Annotated in this window: 20 protein-coding genes; 11 read left to right on the top strand and 9 right to left on the bottom strand. The window is 64.1% G+C overall.

Features of this window, described 5'->3' with window-relative positions; genetic code table 11:
• The first annotated feature begins 345 nt into the window (after nt 1–345).
• From otnI to CBW50_RS22915, 5 genes are all read left to right on the top strand, one after another.
• Nucleotides 346–1,128 (top strand): 2-oxo-tetronate isomerase, encoded by a 783-nt coding sequence (gene otnI / locus CBW50_RS22935; RefSeq protein ID WP_086147686.1) that lies wholly within the window; start codon nt 346–348, stop codon nt 1,126–1,128.
• Nucleotides 1,129–1,239: 111 nt separating this feature from the next.
• The gene (locus CBW50_RS22930) at nt 1,240–2,061 is read left to right on the top strand and encodes a hypothetical protein (protein WP_086147685.1); all 822 of its coding nucleotides are present in this window, start codon (nt 1,240–1,242) and stop codon (nt 2,059–2,061) included.
• Nucleotides 2,019–2,480 (top strand): hypothetical protein, encoded by a 462-nt coding sequence (locus tag CBW50_RS22925; protein ID WP_086147684.1) that lies wholly within the window; start codon nt 2,019–2,021, stop codon nt 2,478–2,480. The genes CBW50_RS22930 and CBW50_RS22925 overlap by 43 nt, the downstream gene beginning before the upstream one ends.
• Nucleotides 2,481–2,560: 80 nt before the next feature.
• Nucleotides 2,561–2,980: a VOC family protein gene (locus tag CBW50_RS22920; protein WP_086147683.1), complete on the top strand. Its 420-nt coding sequence runs from the start codon at nt 2,561–2,563 to the stop codon at nt 2,978–2,980.
• Between the two features lie 108 nt (nt 2,981–3,088).
• Nucleotides 3,089–3,460: a TraR/DksA family transcriptional regulator gene (locus CBW50_RS22915; RefSeq protein ID WP_086147682.1), complete on the top strand. Its 372-nt coding sequence runs from the start codon at nt 3,089–3,091 to the stop codon at nt 3,458–3,460.
• A 201-nt stretch (nt 3,461–3,661) separates the two neighbouring features.
• On the opposite strand, the gene phbB is transcribed toward CBW50_RS22915, so the two are convergent.
• Nucleotides 3,662–4,408 (bottom strand): acetoacetyl-CoA reductase, encoded by a 747-nt coding sequence (gene phbB, locus CBW50_RS22910; protein ID WP_086147681.1) that lies wholly within the window; start codon nt 4,406–4,408, stop codon nt 3,662–3,664.
• A 229-nt stretch (nt 4,409–4,637) separates the two neighbouring features.
• Here phbB and CBW50_RS22905 point away from each other — a divergent pair, with 229 nt between their 5' ends.
• Both CBW50_RS22905 and CBW50_RS22900 read left to right on the top strand, forming a co-directional pair.
• Nucleotides 4,638–4,955, top strand: coding sequence for a hypothetical protein (locus CBW50_RS22905; protein ID WP_086147680.1), 318 nt, complete (start codon nt 4,638–4,640; stop codon nt 4,953–4,955).
• A gap of 86 nt (nt 4,956–5,041) precedes the next feature.
• A complete protein-coding gene (locus CBW50_RS22900) occupies nt 5,042–5,908 on the top strand; it encodes a universal stress protein (protein WP_086147679.1) in 867 nt (288 codons plus the stop codon).
• A 21-nt stretch (nt 5,909–5,929) separates the two neighbouring features.
• Here CBW50_RS22900 and CBW50_RS22895 read toward each other — a convergent pair whose 3' ends face one another.
• The 8 genes from CBW50_RS22895 to CBW50_RS22860 all read right to left on the bottom strand — a co-directional run bounded on the left by CBW50_RS22895 (nt 5,930) and on the right by CBW50_RS22860 (nt 11,931).
• Complete coding sequence (locus tag CBW50_RS22895) at nt 5,930–6,289, bottom strand: hypothetical protein (protein WP_086147678.1); 360 nt, start codon at nt 6,287–6,289, stop codon at nt 5,930–5,932.
• 197 nt (nt 6,290–6,486) lie between these two features.
• Complete coding sequence (locus CBW50_RS22890) at nt 6,487–7,053, bottom strand: glycine zipper domain-containing protein (protein ID WP_086147677.1); 567 nt, start codon at nt 7,051–7,053, stop codon at nt 6,487–6,489.
• A 109-nt stretch (nt 7,054–7,162) separates the two neighbouring features.
• A complete protein-coding gene (locus tag CBW50_RS22885; protein ID WP_086147676.1) occupies nt 7,163–7,906 on the bottom strand; it encodes an amino acid ABC transporter ATP-binding protein in 744 nt (247 codons plus the stop codon).
• A complete protein-coding gene (locus CBW50_RS22880; protein WP_086147675.1) occupies nt 7,903–8,595 on the bottom strand; it encodes an amino acid ABC transporter permease in 693 nt (230 codons plus the stop codon). The genes CBW50_RS22885 and CBW50_RS22880 overlap by 4 nt, the downstream gene beginning before the upstream one ends.
• On the bottom strand, nt 8,595–9,272 hold the full coding sequence (locus tag CBW50_RS22875; protein ID WP_086147674.1) for an amino acid ABC transporter permease: 678 nt from the start codon (nt 9,270–9,272) through the stop codon (nt 8,595–8,597). Before CBW50_RS22875 ends, CBW50_RS22880 begins: the two co-directional genes overlap by 1 nt.
• 20 nt (nt 9,273–9,292) lie before the next feature.
• Entirely contained in the window at nt 9,293–10,123 is an 831-nt protein-coding gene (locus CBW50_RS22870; RefSeq protein ID WP_086147673.1) for a transporter substrate-binding domain-containing protein, read from the bottom strand.
• Nucleotides 10,124–10,230: 107 nt separating this feature from the next.
• Entirely contained in the window at nt 10,231–11,103 is an 873-nt protein-coding gene (locus CBW50_RS22865) for a zinc-dependent peptidase (RefSeq protein WP_086147672.1), read from the bottom strand.
• Between the two features lie 327 nt (nt 11,104–11,430).
• Entirely contained in the window at nt 11,431–11,931 is a 501-nt protein-coding gene (locus tag CBW50_RS22860) for a winged helix-turn-helix domain-containing protein (protein WP_223278908.1), read from the bottom strand.
• Between the two features lie 452 nt (nt 11,932–12,383).
• Between CBW50_RS22860 and CBW50_RS22855 the strand changes: the two genes are divergently transcribed.
• The 4 genes from CBW50_RS22855 (at nt 12,384) to CBW50_RS22840 (ending at nt 15,668) form a co-directional block, all read left to right on the top strand.
• Entirely contained in the window at nt 12,384–12,611 is a 228-nt protein-coding gene (locus CBW50_RS22855; RefSeq protein ID WP_086147670.1) for a hypothetical protein, read from the top strand.
• A gap of 415 nt (nt 12,612–13,026) precedes the next feature.
• Complete coding sequence (locus tag CBW50_RS22850) at nt 13,027–14,028, top strand: ABC transporter substrate-binding protein (protein WP_086147669.1); 1,002 nt, start codon at nt 13,027–13,029, stop codon at nt 14,026–14,028.
• A 15-nt stretch (nt 14,029–14,043) separates the two neighbouring features.
• Entirely contained in the window at nt 14,044–14,865 is an 822-nt protein-coding gene (locus CBW50_RS22845) for an ABC transporter permease (RefSeq protein WP_086147668.1), read from the top strand.
• An 11-nt stretch (nt 14,866–14,876) separates the two neighbouring features.
• Nucleotides 14,877–15,668: an ABC transporter ATP-binding protein gene (locus CBW50_RS22840; protein WP_076570415.1), complete on the top strand. Its 792-nt coding sequence runs from the start codon at nt 14,877–14,879 to the stop codon at nt 15,666–15,668.
• Nucleotides 15,669–15,837 lie beyond the last annotated feature (169 nt).

The following is a 15,837-nucleotide window of genomic DNA, read 5'->3' as shown; positions in this document are numbered from 1 at the left end:
CCAAGCCACGCAGAGCCGGCCCGTCGGGCGGCGGTGGCGGCGGCAACCGTTCCGGCAATGCGCCGCGTTCGGCGGCCAACCACCGCTCCGGCGGCCGCGGCCGCTAATACACGGCTGCAAACCTACTGCGCGGGGCGCTATCGATTCTCCGTTGCGCGCCGTACTTTAGTACGGCTGTGCTACTCGAACCGATATCACTCCCGCTCGCTACGGTTTTCAGCCATGTATTGAAAGTGTCACGACAAAACCGTTCCAGGACTTGCTTCTGGAACGGTTTTTTCATGCACGCCACTGATTGGCAATTTGGGCTAGGATAGTGTCCATCTTCCTCACCTGCGTGCCGCCATGCCGAACTTCGCTGCCAACCTCAGCATGATGTTTACCGAACTGCCCTTCCTGGACCGCTTTGCCGCCGCCAGGGAGGCCGGTTTCGATGCCGTCGAGTTCCTGTTTCCGTATGCCGTCGAGGCGCGGCAGATCGCCATGCGGCTGGAACGCCACCATCTGCAGCTGGCCGTGTTCAACCTGCCGCCCGGCGACTGGGAGCACGGCGAGCGGGGCATCGCCTGCGATCCGCGCCGGGGCGAGGAATTCCGCGCCAGCGTGCAGCTGGCGCTCAACTACGCGCTGGCGCTGGGCGCGAAGCAGCTGCACTGCATGTCGGGCATCGTGCCGGCCGGCATGAGCCTGGAGCGGGCGCGGCAAAGCCTGATCGGCAACCTGCAATATGCGGCCGACGCCTGCCGTCCGCACGGCATCAACGTGCTGATCGAGCCGATCAACCGCTACGACATGCCCGGTTACTTTCTGAACCATAGCCAGCAGGCGGCCGATATCATCGCCGATTGCCAGCGCGGCAATGTCTTCCTGCAATATGATATTTATCATATGCAGCGCATGGAAGGTGAACTGAGCAACACCATCCGCACCCTGCTGTCCCTGATCCGCCATATCCAGATCGCCGACACGCCGGGTCGCCATGAACCGGGCACGGGCGAGATCAACTACCGCCACCTGTTCAGGCTGCTGGACCAGGTCGGCTACGCGGGCTGGGTCGGCTGCGAATACCGGCCCGGCAGCGACACCGTCGCGGGACTGGGCTGGCGCGAGCAGTTGACGACGGGCTAGACGCCGCATTTTTACGGCCCTGATCGCCGCCCGCTTGCGCCCGCACAAGGCGGGCCGCGCCGGCCGGCAGCACAATACCTTTCCATACAGAATTTCCTGTCGAGAGGTGCCGTGTCCGCCCTGCCCGCCCGCCATCGCCGTGCCCTGTGCCTCTGCCTGGCCGTGCTGCTGTGCGCCTGCGCCAGCCCGCGCACGGACCTGGCGCAAGTGCGCGCCCTGGCCGCCGGCGGCACGGCCCTGAACGCCTTCAGCGAGCTGTCGCAGCGCCACGTGGACAGCTACCAGCGCACGCGTCCCTACCTGTCGCCCGCCGAAGATGCGCGCGAGCGCGCGCTCGATGCGCAGCGGCGCGCCGCCCAGGCCGACGTAGCCCGCGTGGCGCAGGCCGTGCGCCTGTACCTGCAGGCGCTGGGACGCCTGGCGCAGGCCGAGGCCTACGACGTGCAGCCCGAACTGGCCGGCGCCGGCGCGGCCATCCGCGCCTGGCCCGGCAGCGGCATCGACGACCGCCATGTCAGCGCCTACACCGTGCTGCTGCAGCAGCTGGCCCGGCTGGCCGGGGCGGCCAGCCAGCAGGCGCAGCTGGCGCAGGTGCTGCACGACGGCGACGCGCCCCTGCAAACCCTGCTGGCCGCGCTCGACAGCCTGCTGGCGCTGTACGACAAGAGCGGCGACAACGAACGCGACGTGGTGCTCGGCCTGCTCGAGGTGGAAATTGCATATGCGGACACGCCGCAGCAGCGCCTGCTGGCCGTGCTGGCGAAAAGCATGCAGCAAAGCAAGAGTGAAGAATACCGGCTGGCCGGCCTGCGCCATACCTTGACGCGCCAGCACCTGGCGGACCTGGCGCGCGAGCATGCGCGCCTGGCCGCCGCAGCCACGGAGGCAAGATGGACGGATCACCAGGCAGCGAACGCCGCGAAGCGGCCCTGAGCAGCGCCATGCGCGTGGAGCAACTGGCCGACAGCCTGTCGCAGGCGGCCGTCACCCTGCATGGCGCCGTCATGCGCGCCATCCGCAAGCGCGCCAGCCAGGGAGAAAACGGCATCAGCCTGAGCCAGGCGCACGCCGTCTTCGCGCTGGAAGTGGCCCTGCGCCAGCAAGCCAACCAGCTGTATGCCGATGCCGCCGGGCATACGGTAGTGGGCCTGGACACGGCGCAGCGCCAGCTCAGCGGCCTGCTCGACACGGTGCGCCTGAGCATCGCCCGCAACGACGACGTGCGCCAGTGGATCAGCCTGGCCACGAGTTTATTGCACCTGGGCAGCTCCGTGCTGGCAGGCAGCCCCGAGCGTATCCTCGCCAGCGTGGGCAAGGTGCGTGAGCGGCTGCAAGAGATGGCGCAGGACTGATTGAAATCGGCCGGCGAGCGCCTATACTGGGACGTCCCCGCATGGCAATCACGCCTGCGGGACGACCAGAGGAGGCCAATATGCGTATCGAACCGTATTTGCAATTCAATGGCAATTGCGCGCAAGCGATGGAATACTACCGCCAGCACCTGCATGGCACGGACCTGTGCCTGATGCCGTACCGGGGCTCGCCAGGCCAGGAGCAAGTCAAGGAAGACTGGTACGACAAGATCATGCACGGTTCCGTGCAACTGGGTCCCACCATGCTGATGGGCTCGGACGGCGGCTGCAGCGAGGATGGCGCCAGGGGCATGAGCGGCTGCTCGGTCTGCCTGACCGTGGATACGCCGGAAGAGGCGGAACGGGCGTTCGACGCGCTGGCGCGTGACGGCAACATCCAGATGCCGCTGGCCGAAACGTTCTGGGCCAAGCGCTTCGGCATGCTGAAAGACCAGTTCGGCGTTGCCTGGATGGTCAACTGCCTGAAAGAACCAGCATAGAACGGCCCTTGCCTGCCTGCGCCGCGTCAAACGCGGCGCAGGCAGTAGCGCAAGCAGAACCGCCCATACTGGACTACCATAGAGGAGAGACGCCTATCGGGGACAGCCATGAACGGATTGCCGCAAGACCAGCTGCAGCGCCTGCGCGGCGAGCTGGAGCAGCGCAAGCAGGCGCTGCAGGAACAGATCGACAGCGAAGCGGCCGAAGCGGATGCGCGCGCCTCGCTGCTCAATGAAATCGAAGCCTCGCCGGCCGACAACGCCAGCGTGCGCACCTTGAACGCCCTCGTCAGCGAAGCGGCCGAGCACAACCTGGCGCAGCTGGCCATCATCAAGCATGCGCTGGCCAAGTTTGCCGACGGCAGCTACGGCCTGTGCGACAACTGCGGCGAAGCCATCGGCCTGTCGCGCCTGAACGCCCGCCCCGAAGCGCGGCTGTGCATCGATTGCCAGACGCGGCTGGAAAAGGCGCAGCGCTAGGCCGGCAAGCGGCGCGGCCACGCAGCCGTCCGCGCCGTCACGCCATGACAAAGGGCAAGGCATCGCTGCCCTGCCCCCTGCTTTCCAGCCTTGCTGCCTGTTATCGTCCCCCGCCAGCATCGTGCGCGCCGGCTGGGTGGACGGGTCTCCTCTACTGCCATTGCTCTGCCGCAAGCTGCGCGCTTGCCTGACTCAGCTTGCTTAACTCATGTGCTGGCCGCCATTGATGGCAATGTTCGCACCCGTCACGAACGCCGCCTCGTCGGACGCCAGGTAAGCCACCAGCGCCGCCACCTCGTCCGGCTCGCCCAGGCGGCCCATGGGGATTTGCGGCAGGATCTTCGTTTCCAGGATATCGGCCGGCACGGCCGTCACCATCTGCGTGCGCAGGTAGCCGGGCGAGACCGTGTTGACGGTGATGCCGTGGCGCGCCACTTCCAGCGCCAGCGCCTTGCTGAAGCCATGCACGCCCGCCTTGGCGGCCGCGTAGTTGCACTGGCCAAACGCACCCTTCTGGCCGTTCACGGACGAGATATTGATGATGCGGCCCCAGCGCTGTTGCAGCATCGGTTCGAGCACCTGCTTGCTCATGTTGAACAGGCTGTCGAGATTGGTGCGCATGACCTCGGACCAGTGCGGCAGCTCCATCTTGCGCATGCTCTGGTCGCGCGTGATGCCGGCGTTGTTGACCAGCACGTCGACGTGACCGAACTGCGCCAGCACCTTGCCGACGGCCTCGCTGCACGCGGCGAAATCGGCCACGTCGACGGCCAGCGCCTGGAAATGGTAATGCTGCTCGCGCTGCCCGTCGAGCCACTGCTGCACGCGCGGATTGCCCGGCGTATGCGCGGCCACGACGATCAGCCCCGCATCGTGCAAACGCCGGCACAGGGCCGTGCCCAGCCCGCCCATGCCGCCCGTCACCAGCGCCACCTTCTGTTCCTTCATTGCCGTCTCCCCTCTTGTTGTGGTTGTTCTGCGTGGGATCAAGTGTAGGTGGCGCTTTTAGCGACGGCATTGCGCCAGATCAAAGGCTGAGCCTGCATATGCACGCGTTCGTCTGCGCTGTGTCCATACGATAAAAATTATCAAAATCATACTTTTCAAGGAGGTGATGGCAGCTCGGCGGGCAAGGCAGCTAATCCTTACCTGATGGCATGATTCAAAGGAGAACGCGATGGAAATCCAGGACGATACGGAAGCATTGAGGGACTTGTTCAACGAGATCAATCCCGGCATGAGCGACGTGGAATCGCTGCATCAGGCGGAACTCGATCCACAGCATGCGCTGGCCCTGATGGCCAACCCGAAAGCGGCGCTGAAAGCCATGGGCATCCCCGTCAGCGATGCCTCGCAAGTGCAGGTGACCATGAAGAACCGCGCCGACCGCGCCATGCTGGAGGTGGCGCAAAGGGCGGCGCAATTGCGGCGCATCATCGTCATCGTGATTCATTACCGCAACTGTGACGCCGACATCATCATCGCCATGAACTGACGCAGCAGGCGCCGGCCGCAGTCGTGCGCGGCCGGCGCCCCGGACTGTGCCAGAATGGGTCTTACTGCATAGCGAGAGGCCAGGCCATGACGTATAAAACCGTATTGCTCCACATCGACGACAGCGCGGGACGCGCCGCCCGCATCGAAGCGGCCGCCAGCATCGCCCAGGCTTGCGGCGGCCACCTGACGGGCGTGGCCCTGACGGGCGTGTCGCGGCTGCTGTACCAGAACCAGCCCGACCTCGATGCCGATCCGAACCTGGCGCTGCACCTCAATTTCCTGCGCGAACGGGCCACGCGCTCCCTCGCCGGTTTCGAGCAACAGGTGCGCGCGGCCGGCGTCGCCTCGTTCGAGCAGCGCGTCGTCGACGACGAGGCGGCGGGCGGCATCAGCGTGCTGGCCCGCTATGCGGACCTGGTGGTCATCAGCCAATACAATGCCAAGGATAAATCGCCGTCCGTGATGCGCGATTTTCCCGCCTATGTGCTGCTGCACTCGGGCCGCCCCGTGCTGATCGTGCCGTATGCGCCGCCGCTGCCCCTGCTGGCGCCGCCGGCGGCCGCGCGCAATGTGCTCATTTCATGGAATGCCAGCAAGGAAGCGAGCCGCGCCGTGAGCGCCGCCCTGCCGCTGCTGCAGCGCGCCGGGCAAGTCCACGTCGCCATCTTTGACGCCCAGGTGCATGCGGCCGAGCACGGTGAACAGCCGGGCGCGGAACTGCTGCACTACCTGGCGCGCCACGGCGTGGCGGCGCGCGTGCACCTGCTCGATGGCGGCGGCGTGCGGCGCGGCGACATCGGCGAAGCGCTGCTGTCGCAGGCGGCCGACCTGTCGGCCGATTTGCTGGTGATGGGGGCGTATGGCCATTCGCGCCTGCGCGAAACTATCCTGGGCGGCGTCACGCGCACGATTCTGCAGAGCATGACGATTCCCGTGCTGATGGCGCACTAGGCAGTGGGAAAGACGGCAAGGCTAGCCGCCCTGCCAGGGCTGGCTGCGGATCTTCGCCACCTGGCGCTGCGCCAGCCACTGCCACAGCTGCAGCGCGGCGTCCTGTGGCAGGGCGGACATGTGGCGCGGGCTGGCCAGGGCGATTTCGCAATCGCGGTCCGACCATTCCTCGAAAGTGACTTCGCCTCCGCTAGCGACCTCGACCTGATACATCAGGCCGTCATCGTAACCAAAACGCAACACGACGGCGGCCGGACCGCCGTCCGGCGTGACGACGGGGCTGCGGTACACCTCAGCCAGCGCATCAGCCAGCTGTGCCGGCGAGGGCGCGCAGATATCGCGCCCGTCGGCCCGTGTCAGAATGAACCATGCCTGTGTCATGACGCGCCCTCCTATCCATACTCGTTAGCATGCGAGGCAAGTACTGCGGGCAGTCACCTGGGTCCATCTCACTGCGGGCGCACGGAAACTATCCCTGTCGGCATTGTTTTAGCAATCACTACCAATACTAACAAGAATAATACCTAAATTTCGTGCTGCGCGGCATTTATGCCAAGGCTGACGACATCGCCGCCACATCAGGCCACCAGCACGGGGATGCTGAGCGGGTCGAAATCATGCCAGTCGCCATTGACGATCGTGCCTTCCGCTTCCTCGATATGCTCGGCGCCCAGCCGGTGCAGCGCCTCGAGCGCCCGTTCGCGCTCGTCGAGGCCGCCCAGCGCCACGGCGATCAGCATGCCCGGATGCCGGGGCTGGCGGCGGTTTTCGCCATTCCCGTCGCCATGGCCTTCCGGCTCGCCCGCTTCCTTCATCTTGTTGAAACTGTAGAGCGAGCCCACATGCGCGCCCACCAGCGCGCCGACGACGGGACCGAGCGGCCCCGTGGCCAGCGCGGTGGCCGCGCCGATGCCCGCGCCGACGGCGGCCCCGACCGCCACGCCCTCCACCACGCCCACGGGCGTCTCCCTGGCGCCGGGCGACACGTCGCGGTCGCCGCCGAGCGCATGCAGATCGTGCTGGCCCGGCTGGTTGACAAAGAAGGCGCTGATGCGGCTATCGGGAAAGCCCGCCTGGTTCAGGGCGGCGCGCGCGGCGTCGACCTGTTCCTGCAACTGAAAATGACCTGCAATGATGCGTGACATGATGCTGTCCTCCTGGTCGGCTGCTGGCGCACCGCGCGCCACTTGTCACGATAGCGTGCGCCGGACGCCGGCGAAATACCGTTCGCTTGCGCACACAGCCGCGCAATCGTCAGGCGGGAAGGCCCAGCGGGCTGCGGATATCGGCCAGGAATTGCCGCGCGCGCGCATGTTGCGGACGCGCAAAAAACTCGTCCGGCGTGGCCCGCTCCAGCACTTGCCCGTGGTCCATGAACCAGACGCGGTCCGCCACCTCGCGCGCAAAACCCATCTCGTGCGTCACGCACACCATGGTCATGCCGTCACGCGCCAGGTCGCGCATCACCTGCAGCACCTCGCCCACCATTTCCGGGTCCAGCGCGCTCGTCGGTTCATCGAACAGCATCAGCGGCGGCTGCATGGCCAGCGCGCGGGCAATCGCCACGCGCTGCTGCTGGCCGCCGGACAGGTCCGCCGGCCTGGCGCCGGCCTTGTGCGCCAGGCCCACCCTTTCCAGCAGAACCAGTGCGCGCGCCTCGGCTTCCTTGCGGCCCAGGCCGCGCAAGCGCTGCGGCGCCAGCGTGCAATTAGCCAGCACGGACAAATGGGGAAACAGGTTGAATTGCTGGAAGACAAAGCCGATATGCGAGCGCAAGGCATTCACGTCCAGACCCGGCGCGTGGATATCCTGGCCGGCCACCGCGATGCGGCCTGAAGCGATCGGCTCCAGGCGGTTGATGGTGCGGATCAGGGTCGACTTGCCGGAGCCGGACGGGCCGCACACGACCAGCACCTCGCCCCTGGCCACGTGTTCATTGATCTCGCGCAAGGCGTGATACTCGCCATAGTATTTGTTGACGTTGTCAAAGGTAATCATGCTGCCGCTTTCAGGAGACGCGCCTGGCGCCGCTCGAGCCAGAAGGCGGCGCGCGACAGGCTGAAACATAAAACAAAATACGTCATGCCCAGCAGGAAATACACTTGCACGGGCTTGGTCAGCACGAGGCCGTTCACTTGCGAAGCGATGAACGACACTTCGGCCAGGCCGATGATGGTGCCGAGCGAGGTTTCCTTGATGGTCGAGACGAACTGGTTCACCAGCGAGGGCAGCATGTGGCGCAGCGCCTGCGGCAGCACCACCGCGCGCAGGCTGTCCAGGTAAGTGAGGCCCAGCGAGCGGGCCGCCTCCACCTGTCCGCGGGGCACGGCTTGCACGCCGGCGCGCACGATTTCCGCCAGATACATGCCGTCGAAGAGGACGAGGGCGGCCAGCATGGTGCCGAACTGCCCGCTTTCATGCCCGGTGATGCTGGGCAGGAAGAAATACGCCCAGAAGATGACGAGCAACAAAGGAATGCCGCGCACCACATGGATCAGCACCGTCACGGGCCAGCGCAGGGCGCGCCACGGGCTGATGCGGGCCAGGCCCAGCAGCAGACCCACGGGCAGGCTCAGCACCAGCGCCAGGCTGGCCAGCACGAGCGTCAGCGCCAGGCCGCCCAGCGGCCCCTCGGGATAGCGTCCGACGAGGAAATACAGCCAGTAGTCGTGGATCAGTTCCAGCATCAGGCCACCTTCCTTTGCAGCAAGGCCGCCAGGCCGGACAGCATCAGCGAGACGGCCAGGTAGGCCGCGCTGGCGAAGACGAAGGCCTCCACGCTGCGGAACGAGGCCGCTTCCACGCGCTGCGTCTGGTACATCAGCTCGGCCACGCCGATGACGGTGGCGATGCTGGTGTTTTGCCACAGGGTCAGGGTTTGCGACAGCAGCGGCGGCGCCGCCAGCCGCAGCGCCTGCGGCACGATGCACAGGCGCATGGTGGCGAGAAAACTCAAGCCCAGCGCCCGGCCCGCCTCGAATTGCTGGGCGGGAATGGCGCGGATGCCGCTGCGGATGTCTTCGGCCATGTAGGCGGCCGTGTACAGGGTCAGGGCCGTGACGGCGCTGACGGCTTCGATATTGCCGGCGTACAAGCGCTCCTTCCACGCATCGGGCAGCAGTTCGGGCGCGCCGAAATACCAGAACAGGAAGTGCGCCAGCAACGGTACGTTGCGGATCTGCTCGACATACGCCATGCCCAGCCCATTGAGCAGGCGCGACGGGGCCAGCCGCAGCATGGCCACGCCGCAGGCCAGCGGCAGGGACAGGAGCAAGGTGATGCCCATCAGTTGCAAGGACAGCAGCAGGCCGGCGGCGAGCCAGTCGCGGTAATCGCCGGACAGCAAAAAGTGCAGATCAAACATGCGGAAGCGTCAGGCAAGGTTCAGGCGTCGATCTTGTCCGATTCAATCTTGAAGTTCCGTTTTTGAAATTTCACGTTGCTCGTCGGGCCATACCATTTGAAGAACAGTCTTTCCGCTTCGCCCGATTTTTCCAGCCCGCGCAGCACCTGGTCGACGGCCGTTTTCACGCCCTTCTCGCCCTTGCGGATGCCGAAGGCAAACACTTCCTGGCTGATGTTTTGCGGCAGCACAATATAGTCTTTTTGCGCGGCGCCCAGCTTGGCGTAGTTGTTGAGCAGGGACACTTCATCGTCGACATAGCCGACCCCCTTGCCCTGCTGCAAGCCCAAATACGCCTGGCCCGCCGTCTCGAACGTCACCACGTCCACGCCGGGTACGGCCTTGCGGAGATTCGGTTCCTGCGTGCCGCCCTTGACGGTCAACACTTTTTTCCCGGCCAGTCCCGCGATGCTGGTGATGTTGCTGCTTTTCTTGACCAGCACGCGCTGGCCCGTGTAAAACGTGGACAGCGAGAAGTCGACGAGCGCCTCGCGTTCCTTGTTGTGCGTCAAGGACGCCGTCAGGATGTCGACGCGGCCCTGCTGCAATTCGGGAATGCGGGCGGCCACGGCCAGCTGCCTGATCACCGGCTTGACGCCCAGGCCCTGGGCGATGGCGCGGCACAGGTCCACTTCATAGCCGACCAGCTGGCGCGACCGGGCGTCGATGAAACTGTTCGGCTCGTCCGTGCCCAGGGTGCCGCAGACCAGCTCGCCCTTCGCCTTGACGGCGGCCAGCTGGTCCGCTTGCGCTACCTGGGTGAAGGCGATGGAAGTGAAAAGAAGCGCGGCGAAATGAAGACGGGTCTGCATGGGATTCCTCTGGTGGATTACGAATGCCGCCATTAGACCGCAGCGTCCTTATTTCCAAAAAGGAATCTTTTCAGCCTTGCTTATGAGTAAATCATGTAAGTCCCCGCCTAGCAGTGCGGCGCGTAGCTGGGAAACGGCGAGACCATGTGCTCCGGCTCCACGGGCGGCGCCATCCAGTCGCGCGGGTCGACCTTGTAGTACTTGAGAAACTCCTCGTACAGTTCCGCGTGGTGCTCGGCCATCTGGTACGGCTTTTCAAAGAAGGTTTCCGTGGCCACGGCGAAGAATTCGGCGGGATTGGTGGCGCCGTAGTGGTCCATCACGCTTTGCTGCCGATACATGGCGTCGTGGCGCAGGTTGTCGAAGTCGCGCGACAGCACGGTAGCCCAGCTGCGGTAGCTCGACACCGTGGGCAGGTAGGGCGCGCCATTCGCGGCGCCCGATTCGCTGTCGAGCTGGTGGGCGAATTCATGCAGCACCACATTGTGGCCGTCGCTCCAGTCGGCCGCGCCGCGCTGCACGTGGTCCCAGGCCAGCACGACGCGGCCATCGCCCCAGGATTCGCCCAATAAACCGTTGGCCGATGGCGTGACGACGCCGCCCGGCCCCACTTCATCGCGCGTGACAATGAATTCCGTGGGATACACGAGGATGGTGTCGAGCTCGGGATACACCTGGGTCTGGCGATTGAGCAGCAGCAAACACGCCTGGCCGGCGATGGTGTAGCGCATCTCGTCCGTGATCTCCAGGCCGCCGCAGCCGACGAATTTCTTCTGGTACAGGAATTGCACGACGAGACGGCGCAATTGCTGCTGCAGGGGCGCCGGCATGTGGCGGTAGACGGGAATATTCTGTTCCAGCACGGCCAGCCCTGCGGGCGGCAAGGGCCTGGCCAGCGCCCGCTTCAAGCGCCAGCGGGGCAGCCACAGTGACAGGGCGATGGCGGCCGTGACGAGGGCGATCCACAGCAGCGGGTTCATGCGGCGGCCCGATGCAGGATAACGTAGCAGGAAAATAATACGGCGGCGTAGGCAGGCAAGGACAAGCTCCTTCAGGTGAAGCCGCGCGTCGCGCGGCGGCAGTCCAGCCCACATGGGGTTGATTAACATCTTTTCAATCCGCCAAGATCAAAGGGCTGGCTCGAACGCCAAAAGCCGGGTCGCAACCCGGCTTTCATTCTTTCATTACAACGTTACAACGCCTGTCAAAACCGTAGCGAGCGGCGATGAGTTGTGGCCAAGAAGCGCAACCGTACTCCAGTACGGTGAGCATCGCAGGCCGCACGCCGCGCGAGGTTTGGTCAGGCGTTATTCTGCAGATTTTTGCTGCGGCGCACCGAACAGGGCGGCCACCAGCGGATCGCGCGTCACGGGACCGCGGTTGACGCGGATGGCGTAATGCGTGTCGTCGGCCAGGATGTGGAAGTGGCGGCCGCTGCCTGCCATGCTTTGCTCGCGCAGGCCGGGACGGTCCTTGCGCGGCGGCGCGCCTTCGCGTTTCGGCTGGACGATGGCGGCCAGGAAGGCGCGCACGCGCTCAGGGTCCGGCGTCAGCTGGTACACTGCCTTGCCCAGATAGGTGGCCGTGCCTTCGATATAGCGTGCCAGTTCGATCACGCCCGCTTCGCGCAGGTCGCGGATGTATTTGCGGGCGCCCGACGGCGAAAACTTGAGGAACCAGGCGATTTCATCAGCCAGCATCTCGTGCAGCGACAGTTCGCCGATCAGCTTTTGCATGTTTTCGATGCGGCGCAGGGTGGCCGACGTCGAACGCACGCGCTCGATCGGGGCCATGGAAATGGGATTCATGCGTTCCGGGGGAATGGGTGCTACTCGTTCGACCATTTGCGAGCCTTTTTCGGGGCTACGAAGTTCCTGGTGCGCTGCCTTTAATTCGCTCTTCACGTGAGACTGAGTCATTGCATGCATTTGAATACTCCTTTTTAACGATTGCCGGTAGCCCGGATTGTTAAGTTCTTGGCAATTTTTATGCCAGAAAGCCACAAATCCTGGGCGTCTGACCACAGAATGCCATCGTGTGCCCCCTCAGTCTGTGCGTTAACGAACATTAGGAACAAGAAAGTGAAAAATATTTCCTTGGTGAATTATTTCTCTGGTACATGTAAATCTGTCCCCAAGGTGAAGTGGCGAACAGAAGCGCCAGCATTCTTGCAATAAATTTAAGCTTCGCGCATGGCGCAAGCGCATCCGCCGGCGCCGCCCGCATCGTGATAATCTTGATACTCTGCAAAGGAACCGTCATGAACCTGCCTTCCCTGCTGGCCGCCGCGGCCCTGCTCACCTTGTCCGCCTGTAAAAAACCCGCCGAACCGCCGCTGCCTGAAACGGCGCCCAATCCCGCGTCCGCCCCGCAAGTCATGCCCGCCCCGGCCATGCCGGAAGCCGGTCCTGGCCACGTGACGCCGCCCGCGCCGCTGACGGACCCGGCCACCGCGCCGGCGTTGCCGCCGGCCACGGCGCCGAAATAAGGCCGCCGGTCGGCCATTGATCAGGCGCCCGCGCGGCGCCGTCCCTACTCCACGGGGGAGTTACGCGTTGCCAGCCGGTTTGCAACGCGTTTTTTTACGATTGGAGTCGGCCGCGCCATTTAGGTTCATCCGCGCGCGCCAAAACTGCCTGCCCGCGCCGCCAGCACCGGCCCCTCCCGCCCCGGCGCCAGTGCGGTAATCCGCACGCCATTTACCGCCGGCGTGCGGAAAAGCGGAATGTCAGTATTTCCGCTTTTCAATAGATTCAAATTAAACCTTTATAAACAATCACTTGCCATAAACGATAAAATGCGCTCCACTGGCACGGAAGATGCTTTTATATTTTCATAGCCGCCGCCAGAGCGGCAGCCTGACCCACCATATAAAACCATCTACCTTTTTTGGAGACAACAGCATGGCAAGCACCTTCCGCATCGCGTCCTTCCTCAACACCAAGGCCCTGGCCGTCGCCGTCGCGCTGGCCGCGCAATTCCCGCTGGCCGTCCACGCGGCCGATACCGTTCGCCTGGGCAACCTGAAATTCGCCCATTACGGCGCCGTCGCCTACATGAAGGAAATCGCGCCGAAATACGACCTGAAGATCGAAGAGCGCATCTTCGCCAAGGGCCTCGACATCGTGCCGGCCATGATCGCCGGCGAAGTCGACGTGTCGGCCAGCGCGCTGGAAGCGGCCATCACGGGCCGCGCCACGGGCTTGCCCGTCTACCTGGTGGGCGGTTTCGCCAAGGGCGGCGTGCAGATCGTCGGCCGTCCCGACCTGAACATCAAGGGCATCGCCGACCTGAAAGGCAAGAAGGTCGGCGTCACGCGCGGCGGTCCGCAGGAAATCCTGCTGTTTGCCGAATTGTCGAAGGCCAAGCTGACCTGGTCGGACAAGCCGGGCAAGGACGTGCAGATCCTGTACATGGGCTACCCGGACCTGAACCAGGCGCTCTTGACCCGCGACATCGACGCCATGAGCCAGTCCGAGCCGTACTCGACCCAGGCGATCCACAAGAAATACGGTTCGGCCATCCTCAAGCCCTATGACACACCGCTGGGCGAGCCCGTGCGCGCCCTCGTGATGACGGAAAAGATGTACAAGGAAAAGCCGGCCGTGGCCCAGCGCTTCATGGATTGCTTCGTCGCCGCCACCCGCGCCTTCCTGGCCGACCCGAAACTGGCGGAAAAATACGTGCGCGAATCGATGTTCAAGAACCAGATCACGAGCGAGGATTACCGCGACGCCATCGACAACGCCATCTTCACGGAAGACATCACCCAGAACCACGTGCAGCTGACCACCGACTACATGGTGAAGTTCGGCGTGGGCCGCATGGCCAAACCGCCTGCCGCCAAGGACTGGGTCAAGCTGGACCTGCTGGAAAAAGCCAAGAAGTCCTACGCACCTCGCTAATCTGAAAGTATTACGATGAATATACAAATGATGAAACGCTTCGCGCACGGCGCCGCCGTGCCCGCAGCCGCATTGCTTCTTTGGCAAGCGCTGTCCACGTTTGGCTGGATCAATCCGCAAATCCTGCCTTCGCCCGTGGCCGTGCTGGTGAAATGGTATGAATACCTGATCCCCATGCAAGCCTACACGCCCGAAGCTGGCAACTATTTGGTGTGGATGTTCTCCGGCGAGCTGCCGCACGACGCCTGGGCCAGCCTGTCGCGCGTGCTGGGCGGCTTTGCCATCGGCGCCGGCCTGGCCTTGCCGCTGGGCTTGCTGATGGGCACCAACAAGACCGTCTATAAACTGTTCGACCCGCTGGTGCAGGTGCTGCGCCCGATTCCGCCCATCGCCTACATTCCGCTGGCCATCCTGTGGTTCGGCCTGGGCAACCCGCCCGCCTTCTTCCTGATCAGCATCGGTTCCTTCTTCCCCGTACTGATGAATACCATCGCCGGCGTGCGCCAGGTCGACGGCATTTATATCCGCGCCGCGCGCAACCTGGGCGCCAGCCAGATGACCATGTTCCGCCGCGTCATCCTGCCGGCCGCCACGCCCTACATCCTGGCCGGCGCGCGCATCGGCATGGGCACGGCCTTCATCGTCGTGATCGTGGCGGAGATGATTGCCGTCAACAGCGGCCTCGGTTTCCGCATCCTCGAAGCGCGCGAGTATTTTTGGTCTGACAAGATTATCGCCGGCATGTTTACCATCGGCCTGTTCGGCCTGGCCATCGATATCGCCATGAATGCCCTGAATAATCATCTGCTGCAGTGGCACCGCGGCCTGGAACACTGAGAGGAACGGCCATGACCACCATCAGCATCAAAGCAGTCAATAAAATCTTCACCACGGGCGGCGCCGACGTCATCGCCCTGAAGGACATCAACCTGGAAATCGCCAGCGGCGAGTTCATCTGCCTGCTGGGGCCGTCCGGCTGCGGCAAGTCGACCCTGCTCAACGCCATCGCCGGCTTTTCGCAGCCGACGTCGGGCCAGATCCTGGCCGGCGGCAAGCTGATCACCGACCCCGGTCCGGACCGCGGCATGGTGTTCCAGGAATACGCGCTATTCCCCTGGATGACCATCGAGAGCAATATCGCTTTCGGCCTGGAAATCGCCGGCAAGACGCCGGCCGAAATCAAGGAAAGGGTCGACATGCTGCTGAGCATGCTGGGCTTGACGGAATTCCGTACCCGCTACCCGAAAGACTTGTCCGGCGGCATGCGCCAGCGCGTGGCGATCGCCCGCGTGCTGGCCCTCGATTCACCGATTATGCTGATGGACGAGCCATTCGGCGCGCTGGACGCCTTGACGCGGCGCAACTTGCAGGATGAATTGCTGAAAATCTGGAAAGTCTTCGGCACCACCATCGTGTTCGTCACGCACTCGATCGAAGAATCGATCTACCTGGCCGACCGCACCATCGTCATGACCTACCGTCCCGGCACCATCAAGCGCGACGTGGCCATCGAACTGCCCCGCCCGCGCGACCCGAGCGACCCCGAGTTCAACCGCCTCAAGCGCATGCTGGGCGAGATGGTGATGGAAGAGCAGCAGCGTCATCACAATGCCGAGACCATGGCAAGTACGGCAGATTAGTCGTCGTGCGGCCAAACCAGAAAGCAAGTGCCGGGGTCGGGCCTTAAGGTCCGCCCCCAGTCCTCGACTTGCGGGTTTCAGCTTCGGTTTTGTCAGACACTGCAACTTTGCATGTCAGTCGTAAATCAGGATTCGCCCATTCGGGTGAATCCCACCGTACACTACAATT

Source organism: Janthinobacterium sp. GW458P, assembly GCF_002127585.1.
In the GTDB taxonomy this organism is placed as follows: domain Bacteria; phylum Pseudomonadota; class Gammaproteobacteria; order Burkholderiales; family Burkholderiaceae_D; genus Janthinobacterium.
Note: the sequence above shows the minus strand (reverse complement) of the source record. Positions and strands in the feature narration are given on the sequence as shown.